12 protein-coding genes and 1 pseudogene are annotated in these 14,847 nt (G+C 75.7%); 10 read left to right on the top strand and 3 right to left on the bottom strand.

The features are described from left to right. The first annotated feature begins 98 nt into the window (after positions 1-98). On the top strand, positions 99-644 hold the full coding sequence (gene def, locus J1792_RS25755) for a peptide deformylase (protein ID WP_086570130.1): 546 nt from the start codon (positions 99-101) through the stop codon (positions 642-644). Positions 645-674: 30 nt separating this feature from the next. Here def and J1792_RS25750 read toward each other — a convergent pair whose 3' ends face one another. Beyond that, positions 675-1,319, bottom strand: coding sequence for a TetR/AcrR family transcriptional regulator (locus J1792_RS25750; protein ID WP_086570131.1), 645 nt, complete (start codon positions 1,317-1,319; stop codon positions 675-677). Between the two features lie 152 nt (positions 1,320-1,471). Between J1792_RS25750 and J1792_RS25745 the strand changes: the two genes are divergently transcribed. Beyond that, positions 1,472-2,698 carry an acyl-CoA dehydrogenase family protein gene (locus J1792_RS25745; RefSeq protein WP_086570133.1) on the top strand — a complete coding sequence of 409 codons (1,227 nt, stop codon included), beginning with the start codon at positions 1,472-1,474 and terminating at the stop codon, positions 2,696-2,698. Positions 2,699-2,742: 44 nt separating this feature from the next. On the opposite strand, the gene J1792_RS25740 is transcribed toward J1792_RS25745, so the two are convergent. Continuing rightward, on the bottom strand, positions 2,743-2,946 hold the full coding sequence (locus J1792_RS25740; RefSeq protein ID WP_086570135.1) for a hypothetical protein: 204 nt from the start codon (positions 2,944-2,946) through the stop codon (positions 2,743-2,745). 243 nt (positions 2,947-3,189) lie between these two features. Between J1792_RS25740 and J1792_RS25735 the strand changes: the two genes are divergently transcribed. Then, complete coding sequence (locus J1792_RS25735) at positions 3,190-3,786, top strand: DUF4352 domain-containing protein (protein WP_143587656.1); 597 nt, start codon at positions 3,190-3,192, stop codon at positions 3,784-3,786. 93 nt (positions 3,787-3,879) lie between these two features. Here the strand turns inward: J1792_RS25735 and J1792_RS25730 are convergent, their stop codons facing one another. Then, complete coding sequence (locus J1792_RS25730; protein WP_242705282.1) at positions 3,880-4,656, bottom strand: 4'-phosphopantetheinyl transferase family protein; 777 nt, start codon at positions 4,654-4,656, stop codon at positions 3,880-3,882. Between the two features lie 360 nt (positions 4,657-5,016). On the opposite strand from J1792_RS25730, the gene J1792_RS35180 reads away from it, so the two are divergent. From J1792_RS35180 to J1792_RS25700, 7 genes and pseudogenes are all read left to right on the top strand, one after another. Continuing rightward, positions 5,017-7,782, top strand: coding sequence for a helix-turn-helix transcriptional regulator (locus J1792_RS35180; RefSeq protein ID WP_207248310.1), 2,766 nt, complete (start codon positions 5,017-5,019; stop codon positions 7,780-7,782). A 69-nt stretch (positions 7,783-7,851) separates the two neighbouring features. Then, a pseudogene (locus J1792_RS35955) lies at positions 7,852-8,331 on the top strand (ATP-binding protein); the annotation flags it as partial. 391 nt (positions 8,332-8,722) lie between these two features. After that, positions 8,723-9,796, top strand: coding sequence for a hypothetical protein (locus J1792_RS34560; RefSeq protein WP_242646607.1), 1,074 nt, complete (start codon positions 8,723-8,725; stop codon positions 9,794-9,796). Positions 9,797-10,446: 650 nt separating this feature from the next. Next, positions 10,447-10,638, top strand: coding sequence for a helix-turn-helix domain-containing protein (locus J1792_RS25715; protein WP_207248469.1), 192 nt, complete (start codon positions 10,447-10,449; stop codon positions 10,636-10,638). Further along, positions 10,635-11,228 carry an AAA family ATPase gene (locus tag J1792_RS25710; protein WP_207248309.1) on the top strand — a complete coding sequence of 198 codons (594 nt, stop codon included), beginning with the start codon at positions 10,635-10,637 and terminating at the stop codon, positions 11,226-11,228. Before J1792_RS25715 ends, J1792_RS25710 begins: the two co-directional genes overlap by 4 nt. Further along, the gene (locus J1792_RS35490) at positions 11,111-13,456 is read left to right on the top strand and encodes a helix-turn-helix transcriptional regulator (protein WP_207248308.1); all 2,346 of its coding nucleotides are present in this window, start codon (positions 11,111-11,113) and stop codon (positions 13,454-13,456) included. The genes J1792_RS25710 and J1792_RS35490 overlap by 118 nt, the downstream gene beginning before the upstream one ends. A 273-nt stretch (positions 13,457-13,729) precedes the next feature. Further along, entirely contained in the window at positions 13,730-14,824 is a 1,095-nt protein-coding gene (locus J1792_RS25700; RefSeq protein WP_242646606.1) for a cytochrome P450, read from the top strand. Positions 14,825-14,847: the final 23 nt, after the last annotated feature.

Below are 14,847 nucleotides of genomic sequence, written 5' to 3'. Positions count from 1 at the left end.
CGTGCCGAATCGCCGCCAGGAGGCTTCGGTCGGGGATCAGCCTATCGAGATCCGGCCGTGGGCCCGAACCCACCATCAGCTGAACGTACCCTTGGGCCATGCGAAGAGGCACCATTCCCGGCAGTTCAGGACACGTGCGGCCCATGAGGCTGCTCGGCGACCGGGGTCTTTCCGCACCCTGCGACGAGGTCACGGAATTCGGCGCGGACCTGGCCGCGCTCGTCGAGGACATGTTCGCGACCATGTACGCGCACGGCGGGGTGGGCCTCGCCGCCAACCAGATCGGCGTGCCGCTGAGGGTCTTCGTGTACGACTGCCCGGACGACGAGGACCAGCGGCATCTGGGACACCTGGTCAATCCGCGCCTGGTGGCCGCCGACGGCGTCAGCGTCCGGGGGCCCGAGGGCTGCCTGTCCGTTCCGGGCATAGAGGCGGGCACGCCCCGCTTCGACGAGGCCGTCGTCGAGGGCCTCACCGTCCTGGGCGAGCCCGTGCGCGTGCACGGGACGGGCTTCTTCGCCCGCTGCCTGCAGCACGAGTGCGACCACCTCGAGGGCGGCCTCTACCTCGACCACCTGACGGGGCTGCGCCGCCGGCGCGCCCTGCGGGCGGCCCGCAGGGCGCCGTGGGCGGTCGCCGGGTAACCGGGCCCCCGGACCTCCCGCGCCCCGGGCTCAGAACCCCGGTCCGCCCGGCAGGTCGCCCGAGGTCGCCAGCCGTCCCCACAGCAGGTCCGCCAGGTGGCGGACCAGCAGGCTCCGCTCGAACGGGCGCTCGCGCAGCCACCAGTCGCCGGCCGCGTGCATCATGCCGACGATGCCGTGGCCCCAGGCGCGGGCCAGCTCCTCCCCGTCCGGGCCGAGGTCGACCCGCTCGGATATGACCTGGGCCAGCTCCTCGCCCATGCGCCGCAGCAGGGGCGCGGAGTGCCGGCCCACGTCGAAGCCGTGCTCGGCGGGCGTGCCCTCGTCGGCGGGGTGCATCAGGAAGCGATAGACCTGCGGGCGCGCCTCTATCGCCGCGAGATAGGCGTCCAGCGTCGTCTCGACCCGCCGGCGCCGCTCCGCCGGGGCGTCCAGGGCCGCGCGCAGGCCGGCCAGCAGCGCGTCGGTGTGGCGGGCGGCCAGCGCCCGGTAGAGGCCGCCCTTGTCGCCGAAGTGGCGGTAGAGGATCGGCTTGGTGATCCCCGCCTCGGCGGCGATCGCGTTCATCGACGCTCCCGGCCCGTCCCGCAGCACCACGCGGTCCGCGGCCTCCAGCAGCTCCCTGCGCCGCTGTTCCGCCGCCCTCTGCTGCTCGTCCCGCTGACTGGTCTCCATCAGGCGTGCCTCCCCCTTCAGTGATCTCAAAACGCCTGCGCAAAGTAACACTCGCTCCACGGAGCGGATTCGCAGGCCGGGGGAGTTGACTTTACTACTGACGAGTAACAGACTCATGTTACCGCAGGTAATGAGCGCTGGGAGGGGCACCCATGGGGGAGTTCGCGCTGGAGCTGAACGACGACCAGAAGACCGTGCGCGACTGGATCCACGGCTTCGCCGCCGACGTGATGCGCCCCGCCGCCGCCGAGTGGGACGAACGCGAGGAGTTCCCCTGGCCCGTGGTGCGCGAGGCCGCCCGGATCGGGCTGTACTCCCTCGACTTCTACGCCCAGCAGTTCCTCGACCCCACGGGCCTGGGCGTGCCCCTCACCCTGGAGGAGCTCTTCTGGGGCGACGCGGGCCTCGGCCTGGCGATCGCCGGCACCGGCCTCGCCGCGATCAGCGTCTTCACCAACGGCACCGACGAGCAGATCGGCACCTGGGTGCCCGAGATGTACGGCGACGCCGACAACGTGCGCATCGGCGCGTTCTGCTCCTCCGAGCCCGACGCCGGCTCCGACGTCGCCGCGATGCGCACCCGTGCCGTGTACGACGCGGCGAAGGACGAATGGGTCCTCGACGGCGTCAAGACCTGGGCCACCAACGGCGGGATCGCCGACGTCCATGTCGTCGTCGCCGTCGTCGACCCCGCCCTCGGCGCCCGCGGCCACGCCTCCTTCGTCGTCCCGCCCGGCACCCCCGGGCTCGAGCAGGGCCAGAAGTTCAAGAAGCACGGCATCCGCGCCTCCCACACCGCGGAGGTCGTCCTGCGGGACGTCCGCGTCCCCGGCCACTGCCTGCTCGGCGGCAAGGAGAAGCTGGACGAGCGCCTGGCCCGCGCCCGGGAGCGGGCCGTCGGCGGCGGCGAGCGGGGCGGCAACGCCGCCATGGCCACCTTCGAGGCGTCCCGCCCGGCGGTGGGCGCCCAGGCCGTCGGCATCGCCCGCGCCGCGTACGAGGTCGCCCTGGACTACGCCAGGACCCGTGTGCAGTTCGGCCGCCCGATCATCGACAACCAGGGCGTCGCCTTCCAGCTCGCCGACATGCGCACCCGCATCGACGCCGCCCGCCTGCTCGTCTGGCGCGCCTCGTGGATGGCGAGCGCGGGCCGGCCCTTCACGGCGGCGGAGGGGTCGATGTCCAAGCTCTTCGCGGGCGAGACGGCCAAGAAGGTCACCGCCCAGGCCATGCAGATCCTCGGCGGCAACGGCTACACCCGCGAGTACCCGGTGGAGCGGATGCACAGGGACGCCGCCATCTACACGATCTTCGAAGGCACGAGCGAGATCCAGCGGCTGGTCATCGCCCGGACGCTGTCGGGGATGCCGATCCGGTAGGGCCCCCGTGCCGACCCAGCGGACACCCCCTGACGGCGCCGCTGTCAGGACCAGACGCCGGGTCCGCCTCCGAGCCACTCGATCACGTGCGGGTCGTCGAGCCGGATGTTTTCCGTGTCCACCCCGGCGCGGCGCAGGAACTCGATGACGTCGACGATCCCGTAGGCCCTGCCGAGCGTCACGGCCCCGTCCGTCACCCACCGGCAGCCCGCGGGCGTCGGCGGGTGGACCACTATCCGCGCGGACATACCTCCAGCGTGCGCCGGGGCGGGCGCGGACGCATCCGAGAACGCTCGGGGCATGGTGATCCCCCCCAGGAGGGGCGTTTCAGTAAGGCCGGATTCGCCCCGCTGTGGGGGGCGGGGGCTGCCACGGTTTGATCACTCAACTGTCACAGGAGTCCCACAGGACGCTCTTCTGGCCGGTCCGGCCCGGCGGTGCGGGTAAGAATGTGCACGTCAAACAAGCACCAGTACGGGGGATTCACCATCATGCGTCGTCAGCTCAGCACCGCCGCGATCGTCATCGCTCTCGCGGCCACCGCCACCGCCTGCAACAGCGACGGTGTCGACGCCAAGCCGGACAGCAACGCGAGCGCGGCACAGAGCCAGGCGCCCAAGGACCCGGCGCCGGGCGCCGACAAGGGCGACAAGGGCGCCGACAAGGGCGGCGACCTGGCCGTCGGCGGCACCGCCAAGGTCAAGGCCAAGAACGGCGCCGAGATCTCGGTCACCCTGAAGAACTGGACCGACCCGGCCAAGAGCAACAACAAGTACATGATGCCGAAGCCGGGCAACCGCTGGGTCGCCGCCCAGTTCGAGATCGTCAACACCGGTGCGGCGGTGTACGACGACAGCCCGGCCAACGGCGTGAAGGTCCTCGACGACCAGGGGCAGTCCTTCACCCACTCCATCGGCGAGAGCACCGCCGGCCCCAACCTGCCGGCCACCGTCAAGCTCAAGGCCGGCGAGAAGGCCCTCGGTTACGTCATCGTCTCCGTGCCCGAGAACGGCAAGCCCAAGTCCGTGACGTTCACGCCGGACTCCGGGTTCGCCCAGGACACCGGCAAGTGGGCCGTCGGCAAGTGACGCACGGCCGTCCGGCCGGGCGGCGGGCGGACTGACCGCCCGCGGCGCGACGGACGGCACGACGACAGCGTGATCACGGCCGCCTCGGCGGCCTCAGGCGGTGAGACCCCGGGGGTCGAGCCGCCTGACGTCGTAGCGGCTGTGGAGCTCGCCGCGCACCGCCGCCGCGGCGTGGCCGGTGCCGACGGGCACGTCGACGATCGTCCAGCCGGCGGGCCAGGCGGGGGTGCCGGGGCCGCCGTTGCCGAGGTAGTCGAGGTCGGGGGAGCGGCCGAGGCCGGTGCCGAGGCCCTTGAGGTAGGCCTCCTTGCGCACCCACAGCCGGGTGAAGACCGCCGGGCGGCGGACCGCGGGCGCGGCCATGATCTCCCGGCGTTCGGCGGGGTGCAGGGCCGCCGACACCTCGCCGACGGTGTGCGCGGCCGGTACCTGCTCGGTGTCCACGCCGACCGGGGCGGCGGCGACGCCGATCAGGGTGAGATCGCCGCCGTGCGACAGGGAGAAGTGCGGGGCGCCGGCGGAGGCGACGGCCGGCCTGCCGTGCGGTTCGCCGCAGCCGGGGCAGGGCTCCCGCGTGAACTCCACCTCTCCCGCAGGTACGTTCAGATAGGCGCCCATGAGCCTGCGCAGCATCAGGTGGGCGATCACGTACCGGGCGCGGTCGAGCGGGCGGACGAACGCCTTCGCCCGCCGGCGCTCCTCCCCGTCCAGCGGCGACGGGTCGAGGACCGCGGAGGACAGCCACGGGTCGGGGGCGTGCAACAGCCAGAGATCGAGGGCGCCTTCGGCCGGCCGGCCCTGGCTGGGCGGCCAGGGGACGTCGACGGCTCGGTCAGGGCGGGTGGCGGAGTGGTCCAGGTGTAGCCGCACAGGTCGCTCCGGTCTTTCGGTTCGCTCCGGTCTTTCGGTGACGAGCGCCGCAGCGTACAGGAGTCATATGTCTGTCAGATATCAGGACCGCATGGGACATTCATTTTCGGGCTCCATAGGTAAAGAACCGTAAGTACGTTGACATCGGCGATCGGATGGGTACGGACGGTGAGGAGGCGACGACGCCGTGTCCCACGTCGCCCATCGCATCGCAGCATTCTGGCTCAAACGTGATGGGTCGCCACAAGGTGTGCTGTTACCGTCGTTTCCGATCTTGACCGTCCAAGTCGGTGCCCGTTGCCGCGCCCTGGACGGCGATCACCAGAGGTCGAATGGGGGCTTCACGAAAGAGGGAACGCCTTGGCGGTCAGCTTCCACACACATCCAGGCGATCCCCGGCACCTCACCGGACGCACCGCCGAACTCCGCGCCCTGACCACCCTCGCCGCCCGCGCCCGCGCCGGAACCGCACGGGCGGTCCTCGTCCGCGGCCCCGCCGGCATCGGCAGGACCAGCCTCCTGACCGCCGCCGCCGACCACCTGCGCTCCGAGGGCGTCGCCGTCCGCCGGCACACCGCCCCCCGCGTCACCGACGAACACACCCCCCGCGCCGCCGCCGCGACGCCCCGTGACCCCTACGCCGCCCACCGGCGGCTCTACGGACACGTCAGCGCCCTCTTGGCCGACGGACCCCTCGCCTTCGTCCTCGACGACGCCCAGTGGTGCGCCGAAGCGACCCTGCGGCGCCTCGACTTCGTCCTGCGCAGGGCCGCCGCCCGGCCGCTGTTCCTGCTGCTGTCCCAGCGCACCGACTGCGGCGGACCCGGCGCGGGCGTCCTCGCCGAGATGCTCGGCCAGGGCCGCTGCACCCTGATGGAACTCGGCCCCCTCGACGACGCCGCGACCGCCCGCCTGGTGACGTACGCCCTCGGCGAGCACCCCGACGACCGCTTCGTCCGCCGCTGCGCCGACGTCACCGGCGGCAACCCGCAACTGCTCCACCGGCTGCTCGCCTCGCTGCGCGGGAGCGGCGTCCGCCCCGACGCCGCCGGAGCCCACCACGTGGCCGCCGCAGCCGAGGGTGCCGTCGCCTCCTCGGTCCCCGACCGCCTGGCCGGCCGGCCCCGCCACGTACGGCAGATCGCCCGCGCCCTGGCCGTCCTCGGCCGGGCCGACCCCGACCTGCTGTCCGTAGTCTGCGAAGTGAGCGGGCACCGGACCCGGGCCGCTCTGGAGATCCTGCGCCGCGCCGAGGTCGTCACCCCCGGCGAAGCGGGCGCGCCCGGCGTCATGCACGCCCCCGTACGCGCCGCCGTCCTCGCCGACCTGCCCCCCGCCGAGCTGCGCCACCTGCGCGTACGGGCCGCGCGGCTGCTCAACGACGCCGGCCGGCCCGCCGCCGAGGTCGCCGACCAACTGGTGCCGCTCGAACGCCTCGACGAGCCCTGGATGCTCCCCGTCCTGCGCGAGGCCGCCGCCGGGGCCCGCTGGCGCGGCACCACCGAGGCCGCCGTCCGCTACCTGCGGCGCGCCCTGGACGCCGGACCCGACGACGCCCAGCGCCGCGAGATACGCCTCGAACTCGCCCGGGCGGCCGCCCCCCTCTCCCCGACCACCGCCCTGCGCCACCTGCGCCAGGCCCTGGACGCCTCCACCGGTCCCCGCGAACGGGCGCCCATCGCCGTGGAGTACGGCATGGCCGCCCTCGGCACGCCCGGCGCCCCCGACGCCGTCCGGGCGCTGGCACACGTCCTCGACGAGCTGCCCGGCGACAGCGACCGCACCCCTGCCGGTCGGGAACTGCGCACCTCCGTACGGGCCGCCCTGCTGGTCACCGCCGTCAACGACAAGGCCGCCATGGCCGGCGTCCGCGAACGGGCCGCGGCCTGGCCCGTACCCGACGGCGACACCCCCGCCGAACGCCGGCTGCTGTCCGTCCTGAGCGCCTTCGCCGCCCTCGAGGGAGCCCCGGCCGTCCGGGCGGCCGAGCTGGCCCGGCGGGCCCTGCGGGTGGAGGAGGCCGCGCCCGCCGGCTGGTGGGTGTTCGGCTCCTCCCTGGTCCTCGGCCTCGCCGACGAGGTGGACGAGGCCCTCGCCGGACTGGAGCGCTCGCTGCGCGACACCAGGGCCCGCCACGAGCCGTGGATGCACGTCTCCGCCCTGGCCGCACGCTCCCTGACCCTGCACGACACCGGCCGCGTCGACGCCGCCGTCCGCGACGCGCGGGCCGCCGTCGACGCCGCCGCCCGCAGCGAACGCACCACCGGCTCGGCCATGCCCCACATCGCCCTGGGCACCGCCCTGCTCACCCAGGGCCGGACCGAGGAGGCCGCGGCCGCCCTCGCGCGCATCGTCCACCGGGACACCGAACGGCACATCTGGGAATGGCACCACTACCTCTACGCCCAGGGCCGCGTCCGCCGCGAACTCGGCGACCACGAAGGCGCCCTGGACCTGTGGCTGCGCTGCGGACGGAGCCTGGACGAGGCCCGCGTCGCCAACCCCGTGCTCGCCCCCTGGTGGCTGCCGGCCGCCGCCACCCTCGCCCGCCTGGGCCGGGCCGGCGAGGCCCGCGACATCGTCGAGCGCGTGACACCGAGCCTGCGCCGCTGGGGCACCCCGCGCGCCCTGGGCACCGGCCTGATGGCCGCCGCCGCGGCCGCCACGGGCCGGGCCCGGCTGGACCTGCTCGCCGAGGCCGCCGGCATCCTCGCCCGGTCACCCGCCCGCCTCGAACACACCAAGGCCGCCTACCTGCTGGGCCGGTGCCTGCTCGCCCAGGGCGACGCCCGGGCCGCCCGCCGCCACCTGCGCCAGGCCATCGAGGTGGCCACCCGCTGCGGCTACCAGGCCCTGGGCGCCGCCGCCCGCGCCGCGCTGGTCACCGCCGGCGGCCGGATGCCCCAGCTCGCCGCCAGCCCGCTCGACACCCTCACCGGCAGCGAGCGCCGCATCGCCGCTCTCGCCCAGGGCGGGGTGACCAACAAGGCGATCGCCGAGGCGCTCTTCATCACCCCCCGCACGGTGGAGACGCACCTGACCAACGTCTACCGCAAGCTCGCCGTGCGCGGCCGCACCGACCTGCCCGGCGGCCTCGGCGGATACGGCCCGCCCCTTCCCGTGTGACCGGGACGTACGCTCCGGCTCCCGTCCCGGCCGCCGCACCGGCGGCGCACAGCCACGAGAAGAGACAAGGTGCAGTCGCAGGTGACAGACGAGCGGCCGCCGCGCCGGCCCCCCGCCACACCGCCGCTCGCCGGGCGGACCCCCGAACAGCGGCTGCTGGCCGGGCTGGTGGAGAACCTGCGGGCCGGGCGCCCGGCACTGGCCGAGATCCGCGGCCTGCCCGGCACGGGCCGCAGCGCCCTGCTCGAATGGGCCGCCCACCACGCCCGCGCGGCCGGCGTCCACGTCGAGTCGGCCCAGGCCTCGTGGGAGGAGACGGGACAGCGCTACGGCGTCGTCGCCCAGCTGCGGGCCGCGTTCGCACCGCCCGCCGCCGCGGACCCCGCCCGGCCGCCCGCCCCCGCCACGGCCGACCGCACCGCCGACCTGTGCCGGGCCGCCCGTACCGCCGCCCGCGCCCACCCGCTGCTGATCGTCGTCGACGACGTCCAGTGGACCGACCCGTGCTCGCTGCGCTGGCTGCGGGCCCAGGCCCGCAGACTCGCCGGCGTCCCCCTGATGCTGCTGACCGCCCGCGCCGGAACCGGCCCCCCCCTTCGAGGAGCGCCTCGAACCCGGCTCCCTGGACGACGAACGGGCCGTCGCCCACCACACCCTCACCCTCGGCCCCCTGACCCCGGCCGACGTCGGCGACCTGCTGGCCGCCGCCTTCGGAACGCCGGCCGACCCGGCGTTCCGGGACGCGGCCGCCAGGAGCACCGACGGCAATCCCGCCGTCCTCCGCGCGACGGCCGCCCGGCTGGCCCGCCACGGCCGGCACCCCCGCGCCGAACACCTGCCGCACCTGGCCGAATGCGCCGCCGAGGCCGTCCGCGACCGCGCGGCGCGCACCCTGGCGGCGCTGCCCGGCGACCTGCGGTCCGTACTGCGGGCCGTCGCCGTGTGCGCGCCGCACACCGCCCCCGAGACGCTCGTCGCGCTGACCGGCCCCACGGCCACCGGCACCCGGCGCGCCCTGGAACTGCTCGCCGGTACCGGACTGCTGACCGGCGGCGACCGCCCGGCGTTCCGCGAGCCGGCGGCGGCCCGGGCCGTGCTCGCCGGCATGAACGCCCACGACCGCGAGGAGCTGTACGCCCGCGCGGCCGAACACGCCCACCACACCGCCGTCCCCGACGGCGCCCTGGCCTCCATGCTCACGGGCGCCCGCGTCCTCGGCGCCCCCTGGGCCGTCGACGTCCTGCGCCGCGAGGCCGCCCGCCACCGCGTCGCCGGCCGCCCGGGGGAGGCCGCCCGCCTGCTCCGGCGCGCGCTGCGCGAACCCATGGCCCCCCACCTGAGAGTGCGCACCCTGACCGAACTGAGCGCGGCCGTGCTGCCCTCGGAGCCCGACGCCGCCGACCGGCACCTGCGCCAGGCCCTGCGCTCGCCCGCCGACGCCGATGCCGGACCGTCCTGGATAGGGGCCGCCGACCTGCTCGTGGCCCGCGGCGACGTCGCCCGGGCACAGCCGCTCATCGCCCGGGCCCTCGCCGGCGACCGGGTACGCCCCGCCGAGCGCTCGGCGCTGCGGGCCCTGTACTGGCTCGCCGCCCACAGCCGGCGGGAGACCTCACAGGCCCTGGACCGGCCCCCGTACCGGCTCTCGCCGAGCACCCCGACGACCCCGCCGAGGCGGCCGTGGCCGCCTGGCGCCAGGCCCTGCTCGGCCGGGACATCGGCCGGGCCCGGCACCTCGCCCGGGCCGCCCTGGCCCCCGGCACGGGCGCCCCGCCCCGCTGAGCCCCCAGGTCGCCGCCTGCCACACCCTCGTCCTCACCGGCGACTTCACCGAGGCGCACGCAGGCCTCGACGCGGTGCTGCTGCGCGCCGAGCACGCCGACGCGCGCCGTGGCCGGCTCCGCCGAACTCGTCAGAGCCATGGGCCTGCTGCACGAGGGACGGCCCCAGGAGGCCTCCACCGCCCTGGACCGCGCCCAGGAGGTCATGCCCCCGCACTGCTGGCACCCCCTGATGAGCCCCGCGGTCGTCGCCCTGAAGGCCCTGACCCACCTCGAGCTCGGCGACACCGCCGGAGCCGGACGCTCCCTCGGGCTCGCCCGCGACGACGACGGCGACGCCGGCGACGCCGGGGAGGCCTGGGGTGGGCCTGCCTGCTCTACGCCCGCGGCCGCACCCACCTGGCCGGCGGACAGCGGGACGCCGCCGCGCTCGCCGACCTGCTGGAATGCGGCCGCCTGCTGCTCGCCCAGCAGGCCGCCAACCCCGCCCTGCTGCCCTGGCGTTCGGCCGCGGCGCGCGCCCGGGGCCTGGACCCGCACGACCGCGACGCCGCCGCCCTGCTGGCCGAGGAACGCCGGCTCGCCCTGGCCTGGGGCGCGCCCGGACCGGTCGCCAGGGCGCTGTACGCCACCGGCGGCCTGGCCCTGCCCGAGCCCGTACGGCCCGGCTCCGCCGTCCCCGCCGACTGGCGGTTCCGTCAGGCGCTGAGCGCCCTGGCGACGGCACGCCTCGCCGGCCCGGACGCCGTCGCCCCGCCGCCCGGCGGCACGTCCGTACCCCCGCCGCCCGTCGTGCCCGCGCCGCGCGCGGCACCGGCACGGCGGGCGGCACCGAGCGCGTCGCCGCGCCCCTCCCACGCGCCCCCGTGCCGCGCGCGAGGGACTGACCGGGGCCGAGGCGCGCGTCGCGGCCCTGGCCGCGCGCGGCCACCCCAACCGGGCCATCGCCGCCGGGCTGTCGGTGACCCCCCGCACCGTCGAACTGCATCTGACCAGGGCCTACCGCAAGTTGGGCATCCACGGACGCCCGGAGCTCGCCGAGGCGCTGGAGCGCCTGGGGAAGGACACGCCATGACACCCCTGCTCGACCGGCGCCGCGAGCTGGAGCTGATCACCACGGCACTGCGGACGGCCGCCACCGCCGGGAGCGGCTCGCTGATCGTCGTCACCGGCGGCATCGGCACCGGCAAGACCGCCCTGCTGCGGGCCCTGCCCGCCCTCGCCGAACGGCACGCCACCCGCACCCTGACCGCCGGCGGCGCACCCTCGAACGGGATCTCCCCTACGGCCTGGCCGGCCAGCTCCTCGAGCCCCTGCGCCCCGGCGCCGCCCTCGAACCGCCCGGCCCCGACCCCTACGGCGAGCTCCTCGCCCCCGTCGCCGAGCACAGCGCCCGCGAGCCGCTGCTGCTGCTCGTCGACGACCTCCACTGGGCCGACCCGCCCTCCCTGCGCTGGCTCGGCCGCCTCGCCCGACGGCTCCCGGACTGGCCCGTCACCCTCGTCGCCGCCCTCCGCGAGGGCGACCCCGGCGCCGAGGAGCCGCGCGTGCAGGACATCACCGACCGCGCGGCGCACGTCCTGCGCCTCGGCCCGCTCACCCAGGCCGGCACCGCCGCGCTCGTCGCCGCCGCCCTCGGCCGCCCGGCCGACCCCGCCTACGTGACGGCCTGCCGCGAGGCCACGGGCGGCAACCCGATGTTCCTGACCGCCACCCTGGCCGCCCTCTCCAGCGCCGGCCACGGCCACGGCGACCTCGGCACCGCAGCCGAACGCGCCCGCACCGTCCGCGAACTCCGCCTGCCCGCCCTGCGCGAACGCCTCGCCGTGGCGCTGCGCTCCCAGCCAGGGCCCGTACGCGAACTCGCCAAGGCCCTCGCCGTGCTCGGCGACGGCACCGACCCCGAGCTCGTCGGCCGCCTCGCCGGCCTCGACACCACCGGCCAGGAGGAAGCCGCCCGCGGGCTGCGCCGGCTGGGCCTGCTCGCCGAAGGGCCCGAGCCGCGCTTCGTCCACCACGCCGTGCGCGACGCCGTGGAGGACTCGATGACGCCCCCCGAACACGAGCACGTCCACGTGCTCGCCGCACTGCTGCTGCACCGCGGCGGACACCCGGCCGAACAGACCGCCGCCCAGCTCCTGGCCGCGCCCTCCTGCCAGGACGGCTGGACCGTGGAGGCGCTGCGGGCCGCCGCCGAGGCCGCGGAACGGCGCGGCGCGCACCAGGACGCCGCCCGCTACCTGCGCCGGGCCCTCCTCGGCGCCTCGCCCTCCGGCCCCGACCGGGCGGCGCTCCTGGTCGACCTGGCCACCGTCGAGCGCGCCTTCGACCCCCTGGCCGCGGTCCGGCACATCTCCCAGGCGCTGCTGCTGCTCCCCTCGGCGGCCCAGCGCGCCGAGGCGGCCGTCCGCATCCCGCCCTCCCTGCTCGGCGGCGGCCCGCCACCCGTCGTCGAAGCCGTCGGCAAGCTCGCCTGCGAGCTCGGCGAACCCGGCCGGCTCACCGGCGACGAGCGGGAACTGGCCCTCGGGCTCGAGGCACGGCTGCGCCACGCCGCCGTGACCGGGCCGGGAGGGCTGCCCCTGTGCGCCGCGCGGCTGCGCGAGCTGGGCCCCGCGCCTGCGCTGGGCACCGCCGCCGAACGCGAGCTGGTCACCGTCCTGCTGCACGGCGCCACCATGTCCCAGTCCCTGTCGGCCGCCGAGGTCGCGCCGCTGGCCGGCCGCGTCCTGCAGCACGAACCCGCCTCCCCGGACCACGTCCACACCGCCCTGCCCCTGCTGGTCCACGTGCTGATCGCCACCGACTCCCTCGAGGCGATCGGCCCCTGGCTGCGGACCGCGCGCGAGCGGGCCCGGGCCCGCCGGGCCACCGTCCCGCAGGCGCTCATCGCCATCGAACGCACCCATGTCCTGGTCGCCCAGGGCCGCCTGGCCGACGCCCGGGCCAGCGCCGACGAGGCCCTGGCGCTGGGCGTGGCCGACTGGGCGACCCTGCAGTCGATGACGGCCGTCGTCCTGGTCGCCCTCGAGACCCGCGACGCGGAACTTGCCCGGCGCCTGCTGTCCTACCGCCCCGAGGGCGCCGACCACGGCTACCGCCCCTCCTCGCTCCAGCTCATCCGCGGCTCCTGCGCCGCCCGGCGCGGCGACCTGCCCACCGCCCTGGAGTACTTCCTGGACTGGGGCCGCTCCGCCGAACGGGCCGACTGGCGCAACCCCTCCGTCCTCCCCTGGCGTGCCTGGGCCGCCGGGCTGCACCACCGGCTGGGCGAGACCGGCCGGGCCCACGACCTCGTCGACGAGGAGTACGCGCGGGCCACCGCCTGGGGCGCCCCCGTCGCCATCGGCCGCGCCCAGCGCGTCAAGGGCGCCCTGACGGCGGGGGAGAAGGGCATCACGCTGCTGCGGGAGTCCGCCGCGACGCTCGAGGGCGCGGTCAACGGCATGGAGCGGGCCCGCACCGCCCTGCTGCTCGGCCGCCGGCTGCTGCGCGCCGGGCGCGCCGAGGCCGAGACCTGGCTGCGCCTGGCCCGTGACCAGGCGCTGGTGTGCGGGGCGCCCTGGCTCGCCGAGGGCGCGGGCCGGGACCTGCGCACCCTCGCCGGCCCGCGCACGCGGCAGACCGTCGCCGCCCTCACCCGCGCCGAACGCCGGGTCGCCGGGCTCGCCGCCCGGGGCGCGTCGAACAGGGAGATAGCCGAACAACTCGAGGTCAGCTCACGGGCGGTGGAGAAACACCTCACCCACGCCTACCGCAAGCTGAACCTGGCCGGCCGGACCCAACTCGCCGACGTGCCCGACCTGCTGGCGGAACCGGGCGCCGCCGTCCCGCCGGGCCCGTACCGAACCGCCGCGGGGGACCGTACCGAACCGAAACACCGCGGTACCTGAGGTAACCGAACCCCCGCCCCCTCACCACAGTCTTAGCGGCCCGCGGTTTGTTCGCGTTGACAGTCTTCACGACACCTCCATACGGTCCTTTCGGGCGACGGCCGCAGGGCCGTCATGCGTTGTGAATGGACCGTGAGCGCGCGAAGCGCGCTGTCCCCGGAAGGGCGGAACATGACCCAGGCGGTGCCGGTTACCTTCTCCACCGTTCGCGAGAACTATTTCAACCCGCCGGCCTCGACCCGGGAGCTGCGGAAAAAGGAACCCATCGCCCGGATGACATTCGCCGACGGGCACCTCGGATGGCTCGTCACCGGATATTCCGCCGCCCGGGCCGTATTGGCGGACCCCCGGTTCAGCGCCCGGGGGGAACTCAAGCACCCGCCCGTACCGCGCGCCGCGACGCTGGAGGAATCCCCGGCCGCGCCGCCGGGAATGTTCATCCAGCACGACGACCCCGAGCACCAGCGCTACCGCAAGCTGCTCACGGGCCAGTTCACCGTCCGCCGCATGCGCCTGCTCACCGAGTGGATCGAGAAGACCACCAACGAGCACCTCGACGCGATGCAGAGCCAGGGCTCCCCGGCCGACCTCTTCGAGCACTTCGCGCTGCCGCTGCCCTCGCTCGTCATCTGCGAGCTGCTCGGCGTGCCCTACGCCGACCGCGAGAAGTTCCAGCACGACACCGCGGTCTGGAGCAGCTTCGGCAGGTCCACCGAGGAGGTCACCGGGGCCTTCGTCTCCCTGGGCGCCTACCTCCACCGCCTCGTCACGCTCAAGCGCTCCGAGCCCGCCGAGGACATCCTCAGCGGCCTGATCGCCGCCGACCCCTCGCTCACCGACGAGGAACTGACCTCGATCGCCTTCCTGCTGCTCGTCGCAGGCCACGAGACGACGGCCAACCAGATAGGCCTCGGCCTCCTCGCCCTCTTCGAGAACCCCGCGCAGCTCGCCGCGCTGCGCGCCGACCGCTCGCTGGTCGACGGCGCCGTGGAGGAGCTGCTGCGCTACCTCAGCATCGTCCACCACGGCCCGACCCGGGCCGCCCTGGAGGACGTCGAGGTCGAGGGCGTGGCCATCAAGGCGGACGAGGTCGTCATGGTCTCCCTCGCCGCCGCCAACCGCGACCCCGCCCGGTTCACCGACCCCGAGCGGCTCGACGTCACCCGCAACGCCACCGGCCACCTCGCCTTCGGGCACGGCATCCACCAGTGCCTGGGCCAGCAACTGGCCCGCATCGAACTGCGCGTCGGGCTGACCGCGCTCCTCGACCGCTTCCCCGGCCTGCGCCCCGCGGTGCCCGCACACGAGGTGCCGCTGCGCCACGACATGCAGGTCTACGGTGTCTACGAGCTTCCGGTCGCCTGGTGACGTGAGCGGCCGCCGGCACTGAT

The sequence above is a fragment of the Streptomyces triculaminicus genome, assembly GCF_017349075.1.
GTDB classification, from domain to species: Bacteria; Actinomycetota; Actinomycetes; order Streptomycetales; family Streptomycetaceae; genus Streptomyces; species Streptomyces triculaminicus.
Note: the sequence above shows the minus strand (reverse complement) of the source record. Positions and strands in the feature narration are given on the sequence as shown.

Coding starts and splice junctions, on each gene's coding strand:
- J1792_RS25740 (WP_086570135.1), bottom strand. CDS start 2,946: ATGTCCGCGCGGATAGTGGTCCACCCGCCGACGCCCGCGGGCTGCCGG.
- J1792_RS25750 (WP_086570131.1), bottom strand. CDS start 1,319: ATGGAGACCAGTCAGCGGGACGAGCAGCAGAGGGCGGCGGAACAGCGG.
- J1792_RS25735 (WP_143587656.1), top strand. CDS start 3,190: ATGCGTCGTCAGCTCAGCACCGCCGCGATCGTCATCGCTCTCGCGGCC.
- J1792_RS25700 (WP_242646606.1), top strand. CDS start 13,730: ATGACATTCGCCGACGGGCACCTCGGATGGCTCGTCACCGGATATTCC.
- J1792_RS25745 (WP_086570133.1), top strand. CDS start 1,472: ATGGGGGAGTTCGCGCTGGAGCTGAACGACGACCAGAAGACCGTGCGC.
- J1792_RS25710 (WP_207248309.1), top strand. CDS start 10,635: ATGACACCCCTGCTCGACCGGCGCCGCGAGCTGGAGCTGATCACCACG.
- def (WP_086570130.1), top strand. CDS start 99: ATGCGAAGAGGCACCATTCCCGGCAGTTCAGGACACGTGCGGCCCATG.